We start from the raw sequence: 17314 nt of genomic DNA on the forward strand, positions 1-17314 counted from the left end.
GCCCCGTCACGCGATGATGGCGCCGAGGCCGGCCATCATGGGCATGAAGGTGGGGAAGGAGGTGGCGATGAAGCTCACGTCATCCACCTTCACGCCGGCGCGGGAGGCGAGGCCCAGCACGAGGAAGGACATGGCGATGCGGTGGTCCATGTGGGTGGCCACCGGGCCGCCGCCCTCCACGTCCGGCGCGCCGGTGACGATGAGGTCGTCGCCCTCGATGCGGTGGGTGACGCCGCAGGCGGCAAGCCCGTCCGCCACGGCCGCGAGGCGGTCGCTTTCCTTCACGCGCAGTTCCGCGAGGCCCTGCATCCGCGTCTCGCCCTCGGCAAACGCGGCGGCGACGGCGAGGATGGGATATTCGTCGATCATGGCCGGCGCGCGCTCCGGCGGCACCGCCACGCCCTTCAGCTTCGAATAGCGCACCCGCAGGTCCGCCACCGTCTCGCCACCCTCGGTGCGCTCAGCCAGCGTCTCGATGCTGGCGCCCATTTCCTTGAGCGTGGTGATGAGGCCGGTGCGCAGCGGGTTCATCATCACGTCGGTGATGACGATGTCGGAGCCGGGCACGATCACCGCCGCCACCAGCGGGAAGGCGGCGGAGGAGGGGTCGGAGGGCACGTCCACGGGGGCGGCCTTCAGCTCCGGGCGGCCCTTCAGCGTGATGCGGCGGCCGTGGGCACCGTGCGGTTCGACCGAAACGTCGGCGCCGAAATGGGCGAGCATCCGCTCGGTGTGGTCGCGGGTGGCCTCGCGCTCCACCACCACCGTCTCGCCCGAGGCGGCAAGGCCCGCCAGCAGCACGGCGGACTTCACCTGTGCGGAGGGGACCGGCGTCTCATAGGTGAAGGCCTTGAGATCGGTGACGCCTTCAAGGCGCATGGGCAGGCGGCCGCCCTCGGCTTCCTCCACCAGCTTCACGCCCATGGCGGCCAGCGGATCAAGCACGCGCTTCATCGGGCGCTTGCGCAGGCTGGCGTCGCCGTCGAACGTCGCCTGGATGGGATTTCCGGCCACCGCGCCCATCATGAGGCGCACGCCTGTGCCGGAATTGCCGAAATCGAGCGGCGCAGCCGGCGCCTTGAAGTTTCCGACGCCCACGCCTTCCACCCGCCACTGGCCGGGCCCCGTGCGCTCCACCGTGGCGCCCAGTGCGGCGCAGGCCTTGGCGGTGTTCAGCACGTCCTCGCCTTCGAGCAGGCCGGTGATGCGCGTCTCGCCACGGGCGAGGGCGCCGAAGATGAGGGCGCGGTGGGACACGGACTTGTCACCGGGCACGCGCACCTTGCCGGAGAGGCCGGGGGAGGGCAGGCCCGTCGCGGGCTTCGGGTCGGACCCGTGGCCGTGCGCGGAAAGGGACGGGGAGCTCTCGACCTGGGACATGGGGGCCTCATGCGGGCGCCGCTGGCGCGGCTGTTCGTTCATCCGGCGGCCCGTCTAACACAGGCCGGCGGGGGCTGCCACGCGGCCGAATCGGATTTCGCCTTGACAGGGCACGGCCCTTTCGCCAATGGAGCACCCTCCCTGTATATGAGCGCCGAGGATCTTTGCCGTGGCGAAGCCTGAACTCGGAACCAAGCGCGTCGATCCCGTGACCGGCCGCAAGTTCTATGACCTGAACAAGGATCCCATCGTCTCTCCCTTCACCGGCGAGACGTATCCCCGCTCTTACTTCGAGCCGCAGCCGCGCGCCGGCAGCCGCGCCGAATCGCGCGCTGCCGTGGCCGCCGACGATACCGACACCGATGATGTGGCGGACGTCGAGGTCATCAGCCTCGAGGAAGCCGACGAGGAGACCACGGGCGCCAAGGCCATTCCGGCCGCTGACGACGTGGATGTGGACGAAGACATCGACGCCGATGGCGACGACGATACCTTCCTCGAAGAAGATGAAGATGATGGGGATGACGTCTCCGATCTCATCGGAGAGGGCCTCGAGGACGACGAAGAGGCTTGATGTCGTCTGCGGCCTGTGCTTAAAGGCCGCTCTCGCTCGGGACGGGTTCTTGTCCCGGGCACCCGCCGCCGGCCATCCCGGCAGGCCAAGTTCTTGAGATCGATGATCTTTTGATCCTTGGTTTGCAGCCTGCGGCACAGTGGGGCCATAGCTCAGTTGGGAGAGCGCTTGAATGGCATTCAAGAGGTCGGCGGTTCGATTCCGCCTGGCTCCACCAAATCAAACCTGTGGGTTTCCCACAAAAGGTCTTCCGGTAAACATCGGATCGGCCTTATAGGAACCCGGCGCGAGCGAAACGCGCGGCTGTTGTTTCTGCGGATCTTTTCAAAGATCCGCCCGTAAGAACCAAAAGTTCTTGCGGTTCCCGTCCCGGGACTTCCCGGCGGTCTGATCGGTCTTCGGGCCCTGAATGATCGCATCCCGTGGCGCTGTGGGGTCATAGCTCAGTTGGGAGAGCGCTTGAATGGCATTCAAGAGGTCGGCGGTTCGATTCCGCCTGGCTCCACCAAATCTCCAGCCTTCCTGAAATTCCGACCGTTCTACAGATGCATCCATTCGGGTAGCAATTTTGCCCGTCGCGGTGCCCGCGCATCCGGCTCCATGTTGCCAGCCGGAGCCGCGCTCCATTACAAGCCGCGCAACCTTCCATTTCCGGAACCGCCGTCCATGACCATCCGCCTGCACCGCGGCGACCTGCCCGACAGCTTCCAGCCCGCCCCGGTGGTTGCCATCGACACCGAGACGCTCGGCCTGAAGCCTCACCGCGACCGCCTCTGCGTGGTTCAGCTCTCGAACGGCGACGGCACGGCCGATGTGGTGCAGATCCCAGCCGGCGCCACGGCGGAGAGCGCGCCCAATCTGGTGCGCATGCTGGCCGATCCCAATGTGGTGAAGCTGTTTCACTTCGGGCGATTCGACATCGCGGTGCTGCTGCACACCTTCGGCGTCACCACCGCTCCGGTGTTCTGCACCAAGATCGCCTCGCGCCTGACCCGCACCTACACCGACCGGCATGGCCTCAAGGATCTGGTGCGCGAGCTGCTCGGCGTCGATCTGTCGAAGCAGCAGCAGAGCTCCGACTGGGCGGCCAGCGAGCTCACCGACGCCCAGCTCGCCTATGCCGCGTCGGACGTGCTGCACTTGCACGCGTGCAAGGAAAAGCTGGAGGCCATGCTGGCCCGCGACGGCCGCACTGCGCTGGCCGCCGAATGCTTCAAGTTCCTGCCGGCGCGCGCCGCGCTTGATCTCGCGGGCTGGCCGGACGAGGACATCTTCGCTCATTCGTGAGCGCAAACGGTGGCCGGGTGCAGGCGCATCCGGAGGCCGCAGCCTTGCGCCGGGCCTGCCGCGGGCCATATGCCCGCAGTGGATGCGAAGCACAAAGTGTGGCATGCATCGCACTTGAGAAAGACTCCACGGTCGCGGGGGCGTGCGCGGCAGAGGGGTGGTCAGACCCACAGGGCGACGGCGGATGCCGGTGTCCCAGAGTGAGCCATGAACAGACACGTGCCGCCAGACGATTTCGAACGCCCGGATGTCGCGAGCTTCGCGGTGCGGGCTGCGCCGGACTTCCGCAAGGCGACGCGCCACAGCGCGCGCGTGCGGCTGGTGAAGCGCGTCCTGCCGGTGCTCATTGTCGTGGCGCTGGTGCTGATGGTCAGCATTCCGCTGCTGCGCAATCTCACCATGACGATGGAGCTGCCGTTCGATCTCGGCCGCCTCAGCCTCTCGGGCACCCGCCTCACCATGGAGGCGCCGAAGCTCTCCGGCTTCACCGACGACAACCGCGCCTACACCATCACTGCCGGTTCGGCGGTGCAGGATGTGACCAAGCCGGACCTCATCGGCCTCACCGATGTCTTCGCCAAGATGGAGCTGGCCAACAAGGGCTGGGCCACGGTGAAGTCGCGCACCGGCTCCCTCGATACCAAGACCCAGTTCATCACGCTCTCGGACGGTGTGGACCTCGCCACCAACAGCGGCTATGCCGGCCAGATGCAGGATGCGGGCGTGGACGTGAAGGCGGGAACCGTCACCACCGACCATCCGGTCGTGCTGACCTATATGGACGGGCGGCTTGTTGCGGATAAGCTGCAGATCACCGATCGCGGTGGCCGCGCCTTCTTCGATGGCCACGTCCAGCTCGATTTCCGCCTGTCCAGCCTGCCGAAGAGCGAGCCCGTTCCGCCCGCGCCAAAGCCGATTGTGAAGCAATGACCTTCCTGTCCCTCCGCCTTGCGGCGGCCGCCTGCGTCCTCTCCCTCGCCGTGCCTGCGCTTGCGCAGCAGCCGGCCGCCAACAGCGGCCCGCCGAACGCGCTTCAGGGCTTCGCCCGCAACCGCGACGAGCCCATCCGCATCAATTCCGACACGCTGGAAGTGAAGGACAAGGAGAAGCAGGCCACCTTCTCCGGCAAGGTGGTGGTGGTGCAGGGCGACACCACGCTCCACTGCCCGCAGCTTGTCGTTTATTACGACGGCGACGTGGCGGCCGGCGTCCAGGGCGGCGCTCCGTCGGATTCCAGCAAGATCCGCAAGCTCGAAGCCCTCGGCGGTGTCGTGGTTCAGACAAAGGACCAGACGGCGACCGGCGATACGGGCGTGTTCGAGATGAAGACCAACACCGTCACGCTCACCGGAAAGCCGGTGGTGCTCACCCAGGGCCCGAACGTGGTCCGCGGCCAGAAGCTGGTGGTGGACCTCACGACCGGCGTCTCGAAATTCGAGGGCGGGCGCGTGGATATGCTTCTGACTCCTGGCAGCATGAAGCAGCCGGGCGCCCCCGGGCAGCCGGCGCAGCCGAGCCGCTGAGGCCGGTCGGAGGCTGTCGTCCGTCTGTCATCGACGGTCTGCCGAGCCTCGTCCCAACTGACTTTGCGTGAATGGGCCGCATGTCGGCCCATTTTTTGCATGTTGCATTGCGCGGCGCCGTGGGAGGCATTACAACCGAGGACAGGGGCTGCAATCCGGAGCCCGGGATGAACGTCCTGTCCATGTTCGGTAGAAACGCCACGCGCGAAACATCCAGTCCCGCCGCCACCGCCGGCCGCTATGCGGACGAGGGCGACTGGGAGGGCGACGACCACCAGCCCGCCACTGCGGAGGGCTCGCTGGCCGCCTTCGGCCTCGCCAAGTCCTATGGCGGTCGCAAGGTGGTGCGCGATGTGAGCCTGGACGTGCGCCGGGGCGAGGCCGTCGGCCTCCTCGGCCCGAACGGCGCCGGCAAGACCACCGTCTTCTACATGATCACGGGCCTCGTGAAGGCCGATCAGGGCCGCATCGAGCTCGACGGCCATGACGTGACGCCCATGCCCATGTACCGGCGGGCGCGGCTCGGCATCGGCTATCTGCCGCAGGAAGCCTCGATCTTCCGCGGCCTGTCGGTGGAGGACAATATCGGTGCGGTGCTGGAGATCACCGAGCCGAACAGGAAGCGCCGCGCCGAGGAACTCGACGCGCTGCTCGAGGAATTCAAGATCACCCACGTGCGCAAGTCGCCCTCCATCGCCCTCTCGGGCGGCGAGCGCCGGCGCGTGGAGATCGCCCGCGCGCTGGCGAGCCGCCCGGCCTTCATGCTGCTGGACGAGCCCTTCGCGGGCATCGACCCCATCGCCGTGGGCGACATCCAGGCGCTGGTGCGCCATCTGACCACCCGCGGCATCGGGGTGCTCATCACCGACCATAATGTGCGCGAGACGCTGGGCCTGATCGACCGCGCCTACATCATCCATTCGGGCACCGTCCTCATGGAGGGCGACCCGGAGTCCATCGTCGCGAGCCCCGATGTGCGGCGGCTCTATCTCGGCGAAGAGTTCCGGCTGTGAGCACGGCGCTGCGCCTTCCCGCCTCGGCGAGGGCGCGGCGCGCGAGCGGGGAGGGCTGACGTCATGGCGATGAGCCCAAAGATGGAGTTCCGCCAGAGCCAGTCTCTGGTGATGACGCCGCAGCTGATGCAGGCCATCAAGCTGCTGCAGCTCTCCAATCTCGAACTGGTCGCCTATGTGGAGGCCGAGCTCGAACGCAATCCGCTGCTGGAGCGGGCGAGCGAGCCGGAGAGCCCCGAGCACGATCCGCCGAACCCGCAGGAAGAGGCACCCGCCCCGCCTGACAGTGGCGCGCCGGTGTCCGGCGACTGGATGGAAAGTGACATGGGTTCGAGCCGCGAGGCCATCGAGACCCGGCTGGACACTGACCTCGGCAATGTCTTTCCCGATGATGCGCCGGCCGAGCGCATCGGCGCGGGCAGCGGCAGCGGCTCGTCCATCGAATGGGGCTCGGGCGGCGACCGGGGCGAGGACTACAATCCGGAAGCCTTCCTCGCTGCCGAGACGACACTGGCCGACCATCTGGAAGCCCAGCTCTCCGTGGCGGAGCCCGATCCGGCGCGCCGCCTCATCGGCCTCAACCTCATCGGCCTCATCGACGAGACGGGCTATTTCTCCGGCGACCTCGATGCGGTGGCCGAGCAACTGGGCGCCACCCACGATCAGGTGGCCGATGTGCTGCGCGTCATCCAGACCTTCGAGCCGTCCGGCGTCGGCGCACGGTCGCTCAGCGAATGCCTGGCCCTGCAACTGCGGGACAAGGATCGCTGCGATCCCGCCATGCAGGCGCTGCTCGACAATCTGGAACTCCTCGCCCGCCACGACCGCAACGCGCTGAAGCGCATCTGCGGGGTGGACGCGGAAGACCTCGCGGACATGATCGGCGAGATCCGCCGCCTCGATCCGAAGCCCGGCCTTGCCTATGGCGGCGGCGTGGTCCATCCGCTGGTGCCGGACGTGTTTGTGCGCGAGGGCTCCGACGGCAGCTGGATCGTGGAACTGAATTCCGAGACGCTGCCGCGCGTGCTGGTGAACCAGACCTATCACGCGACGGTGGCCAAGGCGGCGCGCTCGGCCGAGGAAAAGACCTTCCTCGCGGACTGCCTCCAGAGCGCCTCCTGGCTCACCCGCTCGCTGGACCAGCGGGCGCGCACCATCCTGAAAGTGGCGAGCGAGATCGTGCGCCAGCAGGACGCCTTCCTCGTGCACGGCGTGCGGCACCTGCGCCCGCTGAACCTGCGCACGGTGGCGGATGCCATCGGCATGCACGAATCCACCGTCTCGCGGGTGACCTCGAACAAGTACATCTCCACACCGCGCGGGGTGCTGGAGATGAAGTTCTTCTTTTCCTCCTCCATCGCCTCCTCGGGCGGCGGCGAGGCCCACGCGGCGGAGGCGGTGCGCCACCGCATCAAGAGCCTCATCGAGGCCGAGAGTGCGGACGACGTGCTGTCCGACGACACGCTGGTGCAGAAGCTGAAGGACGACGGCATCGACATCGCCCGCCGAACGGTCGCGAAATATCGCGAGAGCATGAACATTCCATCCTCCGTCCAGCGCCGTCGCGAAAAGCAGGCGCTGCGCAGCGACGCCGCCGCCGCCGGCTGAGGTGCGAAGATGACCGATCACGAATGTGAAATCCGGTCCTTGGATGGTGGTTGGGAGGCCGTCGGGGTCGAGGAGGCCTTGGGCTTACCGTCCAGCCTTCTCAAGCGTTGTCCTGAATGCCACGGACGGGTCCGGGTGCATCGGGCCAGCGTGAACGGCATGCGTGCGCATTTCGAGCACATGGAGGCACACCGCGGGTGCTCGCTGTCCCGGGGCGTACCATTCTCCGGTGTTTCGTCCCCGCATCCCGTAGCTCTCGACTGAGGTCAGTCTGGGGCGACGACGGTAGCGCTGGACATGCCCCGGCCGGTCGAGCGACCCTGACGTCAAACAACAAAGCCGGCCTGCGTCCGGACGGGAGGACATGCTTCAGGCCTGGGTCGTCATCATCCTCGCCTTCGCCTATATCGGCTGCCTCTTCGCCGTGGCGAGCCTGGGCGACCGCTGGGGGCCGGGCAAGGCGCTCACCGCCGCGCGGCCCTTCATCTATGCGCTGTCGCTGGCAGTCTACTGCACGTCCTGGACCTTCTACGGCTCGGTCGGCCTTGCCACCGCGCAGGGCTATGACTTCCTGACTATCTATGTGGGGCCGGTGATCGTCATCACGCTCGGCGCGCCGGTGCTGATGCGGGTGGTGCGCCTGGCCAAAGCCCACAACATCACCTCTATCGCCGACTTCATCGCCGCCCGCTACGGCAAGCATCAGGGCATCGCCGCTCTGGTGGCCCTTGTCGCCGTCATGGGGTCGATCCCCTATATCGCGCTCCAGCTTAAGGCGGTCTCCGCCTCGCTGCTGGCGGTGCTGGGGCATCTGGCGGGCGGGCCCATGCGCCTGCCGGTGGGCGGCGACATGGCGCTGTTCGTTGCCTTCACCATGGCCGTCTTTGCCATCCTCTTCGGCACCCGCCATACGGATGCCACCGAGCATCAGGATGGCCTGATGCTGGCGGTGGCGACCGAATCCCTCGTCAAGCTCATCGCCTTCCTCACCGTCGGCGTGCTCGTCACCTTCTTCATCTTCGATGGCCCGTGGGAGCTGTGGTACGCGAGCCTCGAGAGCGGGGCGACCACACCCTTTCAGCACGGTATGTCGCTGGAAAACTGGGTGACCATGACGGTGCTCTCCGCCGGCGCCTTCATGCTGCTGCCGCGCCAGTTCCATGTGGCGGTGGTGGAGAACAAGAGCGAGGCGGAGATCCGCCGGGCCCGCTGGCTGTTCCCGCTCTACCTCGTCCTAATCAACCTCTTCGTGGTGCCGCTGGCGCTGGCCGGCATGACCATGTTCCCGCTGGCGACCGTGGACAGCGACGTCTACGTGCTCGCCGTGCCGCTGGCCTCCGGGCACGAGGGCTTTGCGCTGCTCGCCTTCATCGGCGGCCTTTCGGCGGCGACCGCCATGGTCATCGTGGAATCGGTGGCGCTCGCCATCATGATTTCCAACGATCTCGTGGTGCCGCTGCTGCTGCGCCGTCGGGTGAGCCGCACGACCGAGGGCACCGCCAGCGCCAGGGACATGTCCGAGACGCTGCTGCTGGTGCGGCGGGCGGCCATCTTCTGCATCATGCTGCTTGCCTATCTCTATTACCGCACCACGGGCGACGTGCAGCTGGCGCAGATCGGCCTGCTCTCCTTTGCTGCGGTGGCTCAGGTGGGGCCGGCCTTCGCCGCCGGCCTCATGTGGCAGCGGGCGACCGCCAAGGGCGCGGTGGCGGGCATTCTGGTGGGCGTTGCCGCCTGGGCCTATACGCTGCTGCTGCCGAGCCTCGTGGATGCGGGCCTTGTCGCCCGCGACATCGTGGAGGCCGGGCCGCTGGGGCTCAGCTGGCTGCGGCCGACCGCGCTGCTGGGTCTGGAGGCGACGCCGCTCGCCCATGGCGTCGCCTGGAGCCTTGCCCTCAACACGCTGGCCCTGCTGGCGGTCTCCTTCTTCACCCGGCCCAGCGACATCGAGCGCGTGCAGGCGGGGCTGTTCATCTCCGACGCGCAGGCGCTGGTGCGGCCCGCCTTCCGGCGCTGGCGCTCGGCGGTGAGCACGGAAGAGCTCATCGTGACGGTGGCACGCTATCTCGGCGAGGAGCGCACGCGCTCGGCCTTCGCCACCTTCGCCGTGGAGCAGGGCATCAAGCTCGATCCGCTGCGCGAGGCCGACGCGCATCTGGTGCGCTTTGCTGAGCATCTCCTGGCGTCCGCCATCGGTGCGGCGTCGTCGCGCCTCGTGCTCTCGCTGCTGCTGCGAAAAAGGGCGGTTTCCACCAAGGCGGCGCTGCAACTGCTGGACGATGCCTCCGCGGCCATCCAGTACAATCGCGAGCTGCTCCAGAGCGCCATCGACCACGTGGGTCAGGGCATCGCCGTGTTCGACCGCGAGGCGCGCCTCGTGTGCTGGAACCGCAGCTTCGGCGCCATGCTGGACCTGCCGCCCGAATGCTATGCCATCGGCGTTCCGCTCGCCGACATCCTCGCCCATGCCCTGCCGGAGAGCGAGGCGGCCGAGCCCGTCGCCCGGCTCGGGCGCTATGTGGCGGCGACCGGCGCGGTGCTGGAGCGCCTCACCCAGCGCGGGGCGGTGATCGAGGTGCGCTCCGACCCCATGCCGGATGGCGGCATCGTCGTCACCTTCACCGATATCACTGCCTCCGTGGAAGCCGAGATGGCGCTGGAGCGCGCCAACGAAACCCTGGAACGCCGCGTGCGCGAGCGCACGGAACAGCTCGAGCGGCTCAATCAGGCGCTGGAGAAGGCGAAAGGCGAGGCGGAGGAGGCGAACCTCTCCAAGACGCGCTTCCTCGCCGCTGCCAGCCACGACATCCTCCAGCCGCTGAATGCCGCCCGCCTTTATGTGACGAGCCTCGTGGAGCGCACGAAGGGCGGGGAGGGCGCGCGCCTCGCCACCAACATCGACGCCTCGCTGGAGGCGGTGGAAGAGATCCTCGTCGCGCTGCTGGACATCTCGCGCCTCGACAGCGGCGTCCTGAAGCCGGAGTTTGCGCCCTTCCGGCTGGACGACGTGCTGAAGCAACTGGAGCTGGAATTCGCCCCGCTGGCGCAGGAAAAACAGCTCAAGCTCACCTTCGTGCCCTGCTCGCTCACCGTGCGGTCGGATCGGCGCCTGCTCCGCCGCCTGTTGCAGAACCTCATCTCGAACGCGGTGAAATACACCCCGCGCGGCCGGGTGCTGGTGGGCTGCCGCCGCCGCCGGGGCAAGGTGCGGGTGGAGATCATCGATACCGGCCTCGGCATTCCCCGCTCCAAGCACAAGCTGGTGTTCCAGGAGTTCCAGCGCCTCGACCAGGGGGCGAAGGCGGCGCGGGGCCTCGGCCTCGGCCTCTCCATCGTGGAGCGCATCGGGCGCGTGCTGGACCATCCGGTGGCGCTGCGCTCTGCGGCGGGGCGGGGCTCGGCCTTCACCGTGGACCTGCCGGTGGCGGTGCCGCTGCCCGAAGAGCATTCCGAACCGGCGCCGCAGCCGCGCATCGCCGCCCCCCTCGACGGCCTCACCGTGCTGGCCATCGACAACGAGCCGGCCATCCTCGACGGCATGGAGACGCTGCTCTCCGGCTGGGGCTGCCATGTGATCAAGGCGGCGGACGTGGCCGGGGCGCTGGAGGCGCTGCATGCGGCGAAGCTGCAACCGGACTTCGTGCTGGTGGACTACCATCTCGACGCCGGCCACGGCATCGAGGCGGTGATGGCGCTGCGCTGGAAGCTGGGCAAGCTCCCCGCCGCCCTCATCACCGCCGACCGCACGCGCAAGGTGCGCGAGGCCGCACGTGCGGCCGACATGGCGGTGCTCAACAAGCCGCTGAAGCCGGCGGCCCTGCGCGCCCTTCTCGCCCAGTCCCGCCTTGCGCGCAGCGCCGCGGAATAGGGCCGAACGCGGCGGCGCCGGCCGAAGAAGACCCGTTGATATGCCCGCCGCCCGGCGCGCGGCGTCCCGCCTTTCCGGCTCCACCTGTGGCCCAAACTCCACATCGCACGATGGACGCGGGATGATCCCGCTTCTTCCCCATCCCCGCCCCAATCGCGCCCTCATCGGCTGTCTTTCTTGTCCTGCGCCGGAACTGAGGGGGTGAGAGCCTCTCTCGCAGGTTCAGGCGAAGAAGAATGTCGGCAATGAACTGGCGTTCACATTCCATTAACCTTGCGGGGATGCCATGACTTTTACCATTCATGTGCCCGTCTTCCCGATGCGGAAGGAAATCGAGGCGCGTAAAGCCCGCAAGCAATCCTTTCTGTTCAGCATGGCCAGCCTGGCCCGCGGCGAGCGCAAGCGCTCTCGGGATGCGGACGGCTACCTCGCCATGGAAATGCTGCCGCTCGACGAACTGGAGGGCGTGCGCCGTCCGCCGGCGAAGAAGCCCAAGGGCCGCACCGACGCCTGACCCGACCGGGACGGGCGACGGCGCCCCTCCCGAAGCCGGCCTTCGCCCCTGCGGCCGGATGGCTTCGCAGAGCCTCTACGCGCCTAGGCCGAGCCCAGCGCAGGTATGCGCCTCACTCCTCACGAGAGGTCTAGCGGTCTCTACGCCTCACACGTCTGGCGCGCGGTGCGCAGCCTGTGCCTTGACAGCGGTGGGGTGTAATCTGATATATTTGCAATCCTGAGCGGTGTCGTGGCGGGGGCGCGGCGCCGACAGCCGAGCGATTCAGCCTTGCCGTCGCTCATCATCTGACGCTTGTCCCGGGGCTCCCATTCAGTGGACAGAGCCGATGAGCGTCGAGGCCAATTTCCAGACCGCGCGATCCCGATTGCCCCTCCTGCGGCGCGGCCCGGCTTGGGTCATCGGGGTGCAACTCGTTTCCCTCGTGGCGGCGTATCTGCTCCCGGCTCTGGTGGTCGAGCTCGGCGCCGCCATGGTGCGAGGTGCCCTAGGGCTCAGCATCGAGCCGACCGCTCCGGCCGAGATCGCGGCTTATGAACGCTGGATGGACGTCCTCGTCATTCCGGCCGTCGGTCTCGGGCTGCTGGCCTTCGGCTGGTGGCTCGCCCGTGTCGCGTCGGCTCAGGGCGTTGGGCCTGACACCGCCGTGCTGGTTCGCCGGCCCTGGGTCCGGCGCCTTGCCGCGGTTGGTCTCGCCGGCCTCGCGGTGGCGCTTCCGATCGCGGTCTGGGGTACGGCAGCGCCCCAGTGGGAATCTTGGCTGCGCGACCTGCATCGCCATGCGGGGCCGGATGTGGCCCTGCGCTGGGGCGAGGGCCTGTTTCTGCTGGGCATTCTGGTGATCTGGCCCCTCGGCGAGGAGCTGTTCTTTCGGGGATGGGTCTGGAACGCCCTGCGCGGCTTCTGGTCACAGCCGGTGGTGATGGGCGTGACCGGCTTCATCTTTCTCGTCGCGGCGGCCTCCGCGAACCCGGAAGACATGCTCGTTCTGTTGCCGTCGACGATCGCCTTCACCGTCGCCCGAGCGCTCGGCGGCCTGAGGTCTGCCATCCTCTGCCACCTTGTGTACGTTTGGGCCGCCGTGATTTGGGTGCTGTCGAGCCTGATCGTCGTGCGGTTTTGACCAAGTAAGCGTCTGATTTTTAGAGCCGTTCATCATCCTGCGGCGTCGGCGTTTCCGGGCCGGTGCCGTCCTCTTGCCCTGCGCGGCCTGTCACCGCCGTTGCCTGCCGGAGAGCGGACATGACCCTCCACACCACCGCCGCGCCGGCGGCGCGCCCGCCGTTTCTGCGGCGCGGTCCCTTCCGGGCGCTGCTGGTCCTCGCCCTCGCTACGGTCGCGGCCCTCGTTGTCACCTTCGGCGGCATCTCCGTTGGGGTCGGCATGGTGCGGGCGGCCCGCGGGGAGGGGCCGCTGCCCGTCGATCCTTTCGCGCGAGAGGCCCTGCTCATGTGGATCAGCGTCCTCGTGCTGCCCGTTCACGGCATTGTGCTCGGCCTCCTCGGCGTCCTGCTCGCCCGCGTCACCGGCGAGGGGCGCGTGATGCGCGGTCTGGGGCCGCTGCGCATCCGGCGGCCGCTGGCGGTCGTCGCCTTGGCCGGCCTGGCATTCGCCGTCGCGGTGATGACCGAGCCTGTGGCCTCGGGCGCGTTCCGCCTTCTGGGGGGGCTCGCGCTCGGCGCCGCGCTCGACAGCAGCTGGTGGTGGCGGGGGGGCGAAATCCTCGTGCTCCTGAGCCTCGTCGTCATCATGCCGCTGGGCGAGGAATTGTTCTTCCGGGGCTGGATCTGGGAGGAACTGCGCCGCTGGTGGCGCCCGCCTGCGGTGATGGTGGCGACCGGGCTCGCCGCCCTGCTTGCCCACGGCCTTGGCGATCCTCGTGGCCTCCTTCTCGTGCTCCCTGCCGTCGTCGCGCTGGCGCTGGCCCGACAGATCGGCGGCGGCATCGGCGCCTCCCTTCTGTGTCATGTCGTCTATAATCTCGGGGGCTGCGGGCTGGTGCTGCTGCAATAGGGCACTGCGCCGCTTGGCGTCCCGCGACGCGATCCGATAAGGTCGCGCCGAAACTGATCCGCCGGGACGCACCATGCAACGCTCCGATACCGACGCGGCCGAAACCCATTTCGGCTACCGCACCGTGCCCTTGGGCGAGAAGCAGACCCTGGTGGACGACGTCTTCCACAAGGTCGCCAAGCGCTACGACATCATGAACGACCTCATGTCCGGCGGCCTGCACCGGGCGTGGAAGAATGTCCTCATCTCGAAGCTCCGCCCGCCGCAGGGCGACCGGCCCTTCCGCCTGCTGGATCTCGCCGGTGGCACCGGGGATGTGTCCTTCCGCGCCGTGACGGCGGGCGGCACCGGTACGCGGGCCGTGGTGGCGGACATCAACACCGAGATGCTGGCGGTGGGGCGCGAGCGCGCCGAGAAGCGCGGCCTCTCCGACAAGGTGGATTTCCGCGAGGCCAATGCGGAAGAACTGCCCTTCGAGGATGCGAGCTTCGATGCCGTGACCATCGCGTTCGGCATCCGCAACGTGCCGCGCATTCCGCTTGCCCTCTCCGAGATGCGGCGGGTTCTGAAGCCGGGCGGGCAGGCGCTGGTGCTGGAATTCTCCAAGGTCGACGTGCCGCTGCTCGACAAGATCTACGAATTCTATTCCTTCCGGGTGATCCCGGAACTGGGCAAGCGGGTCGCGGGCGATGGCGAGCCCTATCAGTATCTGGTGGAATCCATCCGCCGCTTCCCCGCGCCGGACGTCTTCGCGCAGATGATGCGCACGGCGGGCTTCGCGCGGGTGACCGCGACCCCGCTCACCGGCGGCATCGTCTGCCTCCATTCGGGTTACCGCATCTGATGGCCGTGCGCGGCCATCGCGGAAAGGGACCGGCGTGATCCTCGTTCTCATCGACGCCGCGCGCCTCGCGCGCGCCGGCTATGTGCTTGCCCGCGAGGGCGTGCTGAGCCTCGTGAGCCCGGCCATGGTGCCGCCGCTCGCACGGCCCGGCCTGCGCCTTGCGCGCCTCATCGCCCGCCCCGATGCCGGCACGCGGGCGGCGCGCCTCTCCGCCGCGCTGAGCCGCCTCGGCCCCTCCTATGTGAAGCTCGGCCAGTTCCTCGCCACCCGGCCGGACGTGGTGGGCGCGTCCGTCGCCCGCGACCTGGAGGTTCTGCAGGACCGCATGCCCGCCTTCGGGCAGACGGTGGCCGAGCAGACGGTGGTGGACGCCTTCGAGCGGCCGCTCTCCGAGGTCTATGCGGAATTCGGTCCGCCCGTGGCCGCCGCCTCCATCGCCGAGGTGCACAAGGCGGTGGTGGTGGAGCGCGACGGCACCCGCCGCACCGTGGCGGTGAAGATCCTGCGCCCCGGCATCGAGCGGCGCTTCTCCGCCGACGTCGCCACCTTCCGTCGCATCGCCGCTTTCGCCGAGAAGATCTCCGCCGAGGCCCGGCGCCTGCGGCTCACCACGGTGGTGGATACGCTCGGCCGATCCGTCACCATGGAGATGGACCTGCGCCTCGAGGCCGCGGCCTATGCGGAGCTGGCCGAGAATGTGAAGGACGATCCGGACGTCCACGTGCCGGCAGTGGACTGGGACCGTTCCGCCCGCGAGGTGCTGACCACCGAGTGGATCGACGGCATCAAGCTCTCCGACCGCGCCGGGCTTGAGGCGGCGGGGCACGATCTCCAGAACCTCGCCCGCATCGTCATGCAGTCCTTCCTGCGGCAGGCCATGCGCGACGGCTTCTTCCATGCCGACATGCACCCCGGCAATCTGTTCGTGGATGCGGAAGGCCGTCTCGTGGTGGTGGACTGCGGCATCATGGGCCGCCTCGGCCTCAAGGAGCGGCGCTTCCTCGCCGAAATCCTCTACGGCTTCATCACCCGCAACTGGCGGCGCACGGCGGAAGTGCATTTCGAGGCGGGCTATGTGCCCTCCCACCATTCGGTGGAGGACTTTGCCCTCGCCATCCGCGCCATCGGCGAGCCGATCCATTCCCGCAGTGCCGACCAGATTTCCATGGCCCGGCTGCTCTCGCTGCTGCTGGAAGTGACCGGCCTCTTCGACATGAAGACCCGGCCCGAACTGCTGCTGCTGCAGAAGACCATGGTGGTGGTGGAGGGCGTGGCGCGCGGCCTTGATCCGCAGCTCAACATGTGGACCACCGCCGCCCCGGTGGTGGAGGACTGGATCGCCCAGAACCTTGGCCCCGTGGGCCGTCTCCAGCAGGCGGGCTCCGGCATCGGCGAGGTGGGCCGCTTCGTCCTCGATGCACCGGCCCTGCTCACCCGCGCCGGCCGCGTGGTCAGCCAGCTCGACGAAGCCACCCGCAACGGCCTCCACCTCTCCCCCGAGACGCTGGAGGGCATCGGCGCCGCCGAAGCCCGCCGCGCCTTCTGGGGCAATGCGGCCCTCTGGGTGATCGCCATTGCGCTGCTGCTGTTGGCGCTGAAGTGAGGGCTCGGCTGCTGGTCTGATGGATCTCAAAGGGGAGCTCGGCCGTTGTCGGAGACGTCAACCGGCCAAGCTTCGAAGGGAGACCTGTCTTGACCAGCCAAGCCGCCCCGCCTGCCGCGATCGCAACCAAAGGCAAGCGCCCCGCCACGCGGCTCTACGCGATCCTGGCCCGGGATGCGCGAACCGGCGTCGTCTTCCGCCGCGGGCCGAGCCGGCAGGTGCAACTCATCCGCTGGGATCTGCGCGACGATACGTTCGAGCATGGGCAATGGTTCAAGGGCCGCATCTATGAGCGGCGTTGCGACCTCTCGCCGTCCGGCAAACTGCTGCTGTATTTCGCGGCGACCCATCGGGCGCCCTATTACACCTGGACGGCCTTGTCCAAGCCACCCTTCTTCACCGCGCTCGCCCTCTGGCTCAAGGGAGATGCGTGGGGTGGAGGCGGCATGTTCGAGGATGACGAGACGGTGCTCCTCAACTATCTCCCGGACGGTGACACCCCCAGTTTCCCGCTGGCCGAAGGCTTCCGGCTCAAGCCCGGAATGCAGGTGAAGCCATGCGGTCAGTGGTCGGGGCGCGGGGAGGACGAGCCTCTCAACACCCTGCTGCTGGAGCGGGCCGGCTGGCGTCTGGTGGAGCGGGGAGAGGGCGAGGCGCGCGGCCTGAAGGCCCCGGAAATTTATAAGTTCAGCAAGCCGCAGGTGCGGGAGAAGGACGGCCCCGGCGGGCGGCGTCTCCAGATGCTGCTGCGGGTCGTCGGCCGCGCCGGGAAGCCCTTCTACGGCCTCGATTACCGCGTGGTGGATCGCGAGGGCGCGGTGCTGGTTGATCTGCCCGAGACTGACTGGGCGGACTGGGACGGCGGCGATCTTGTGTTCGCCCGCGCCGGCTGCCTCCACCGGCTGCGCAAGAGCCGCTTCCGCGATTATGCGGATAAGGGCGAAGACGCATTCCTGCGCCTCCATGACTTCAGTGATGCGCGCTTCGCGCCGCTGGAGGCGCCTTACGCAGCGTGGTGAGCCGGGATGTGATCAGGGCTGTCCTCGCTCCCGAGACGTACGGACACTCCTTACATCCCGCAAATGGC

14 protein-coding genes and 2 tRNA genes are annotated in these 17314 nt (G+C 68.2%); 15 read left to right on the forward strand and 1 reads right to left on the reverse strand.

Annotation, left to right across the window (positions count from 1 at the left end; all coding sequences use genetic code 11):
• Positions 1 to 6: 6 nt before the first annotated feature.
• Complete coding sequence (aroA, locus tag DFO45_RS01375; RefSeq protein ID WP_133863462.1) at positions 7 to 1380, reverse strand: 3-phosphoshikimate 1-carboxyvinyltransferase; 1374 nt, start codon at positions 1378 to 1380, stop codon at positions 7 to 9.
• A 169-nt stretch (positions 1381 to 1549) separates the two neighbouring features.
• Between aroA and DFO45_RS01380 the strand changes: the two genes are divergently transcribed.
• From DFO45_RS01380 to DFO45_RS01450, 15 genes are all read left to right on the forward strand, one after another.
• Positions 1550 to 1954 (forward strand): TIGR02300 family protein, encoded by a 405-nt coding sequence (locus DFO45_RS01380; protein ID WP_012172450.1) that lies wholly within the window; start codon positions 1550 to 1552, stop codon positions 1952 to 1954.
• 141 nt (positions 1955 to 2095) lie between these two features.
• A tRNA-Ala gene (locus DFO45_RS01385) sits at positions 2096 to 2171 on the forward strand.
• A 215-nt stretch (positions 2172 to 2386) separates the two neighbouring features.
• Positions 2387 to 2462 (forward strand) — tRNA-Ala (locus DFO45_RS01390).
• A gap of 158 nt (positions 2463 to 2620) precedes the next feature.
• Positions 2621 to 3241 carry a ribonuclease D gene (locus DFO45_RS01395; RefSeq protein WP_012172449.1) on the forward strand — a complete coding sequence of 207 codons (621 nt, stop codon included), beginning with the start codon at positions 2621 to 2623 and terminating at the stop codon, positions 3239 to 3241.
• Between the two features lie 207 nt (positions 3242 to 3448).
• Positions 3449 to 4171 (forward strand): LPS export ABC transporter periplasmic protein LptC, encoded by a 723-nt coding sequence (lptC, locus tag DFO45_RS01400; protein WP_012172448.1) that lies wholly within the window; start codon positions 3449 to 3451, stop codon positions 4169 to 4171.
• A complete protein-coding gene (locus tag DFO45_RS01405; RefSeq protein ID WP_012172447.1) occupies positions 4168 to 4764 on the forward strand; it encodes an LptA/OstA family protein in 597 nt (198 codons plus the stop codon). Before lptC ends, DFO45_RS01405 begins: the two co-directional genes overlap by 4 nt.
• 167 nt (positions 4765 to 4931) lie before the next feature.
• Positions 4932 to 5777, forward strand: coding sequence for an LPS export ABC transporter ATP-binding protein (gene lptB / locus DFO45_RS01410; RefSeq protein WP_012172446.1), 846 nt, complete (start codon positions 4932 to 4934; stop codon positions 5775 to 5777).
• 63 nt (positions 5778 to 5840) lie between these two features.
• Positions 5841 to 7385 (forward strand): RNA polymerase factor sigma-54, encoded by a 1545-nt coding sequence (gene rpoN, locus DFO45_RS01415; RefSeq protein ID WP_133863463.1) that lies wholly within the window; start codon positions 5841 to 5843, stop codon positions 7383 to 7385.
• Between the two features lie 364 nt (positions 7386 to 7749).
• Positions 7750 to 11253, forward strand: coding sequence for a hybrid sensor histidine kinase/response regulator (locus DFO45_RS01420; RefSeq protein WP_133863464.1), 3504 nt, complete (start codon positions 7750 to 7752; stop codon positions 11251 to 11253).
• Positions 11254 to 11539: 286 nt separating this feature from the next.
• Complete coding sequence (locus DFO45_RS01425) at positions 11540 to 11767, forward strand: hypothetical protein (protein WP_012172442.1); 228 nt, start codon at positions 11540 to 11542, stop codon at positions 11765 to 11767.
• 328 nt (positions 11768 to 12095) lie between these two features.
• On the forward strand, positions 12096 to 12890 hold the full coding sequence (locus DFO45_RS01430; protein ID WP_133863465.1) for a CPBP family intramembrane glutamic endopeptidase: 795 nt from the start codon (positions 12096 to 12098) through the stop codon (positions 12888 to 12890).
• Between the two features lie 119 nt (positions 12891 to 13009).
• Entirely contained in the window at positions 13010 to 13780 is a 771-nt protein-coding gene (locus tag DFO45_RS01435) for a CPBP family intramembrane glutamic endopeptidase (protein ID WP_133863466.1), read from the forward strand.
• Positions 13781 to 13853: 73 nt separating this feature from the next.
• Positions 13854 to 14624 (forward strand): bifunctional demethylmenaquinone methyltransferase/2-methoxy-6-polyprenyl-1,4-benzoquinol methylase UbiE, encoded by a 771-nt coding sequence (gene ubiE, locus DFO45_RS01440; protein ID WP_012172439.1) that lies wholly within the window; start codon positions 13854 to 13856, stop codon positions 14622 to 14624.
• Positions 14625 to 14658: 34 nt separating this feature from the next.
• Positions 14659 to 16227, forward strand: coding sequence for a 2-polyprenylphenol 6-hydroxylase (gene ubiB, locus DFO45_RS01445; RefSeq protein ID WP_245517916.1), 1569 nt, complete (start codon positions 14659 to 14661; stop codon positions 16225 to 16227).
• A gap of 89 nt (positions 16228 to 16316) precedes the next feature.
• Entirely contained in the window at positions 16317 to 17246 is a 930-nt protein-coding gene (locus DFO45_RS01450) for a hypothetical protein (RefSeq protein WP_245517917.1), read from the forward strand.
• Positions 17247 to 17314: the final 68 nt, after the last annotated feature.

The sequence above is a fragment of the Azorhizobium sp. AG788 genome, assembly GCF_004364705.1.
Classification (GTDB): domain Bacteria; phylum Pseudomonadota; class Alphaproteobacteria; order Rhizobiales; family Xanthobacteraceae; genus Azorhizobium; species Azorhizobium caulinodans.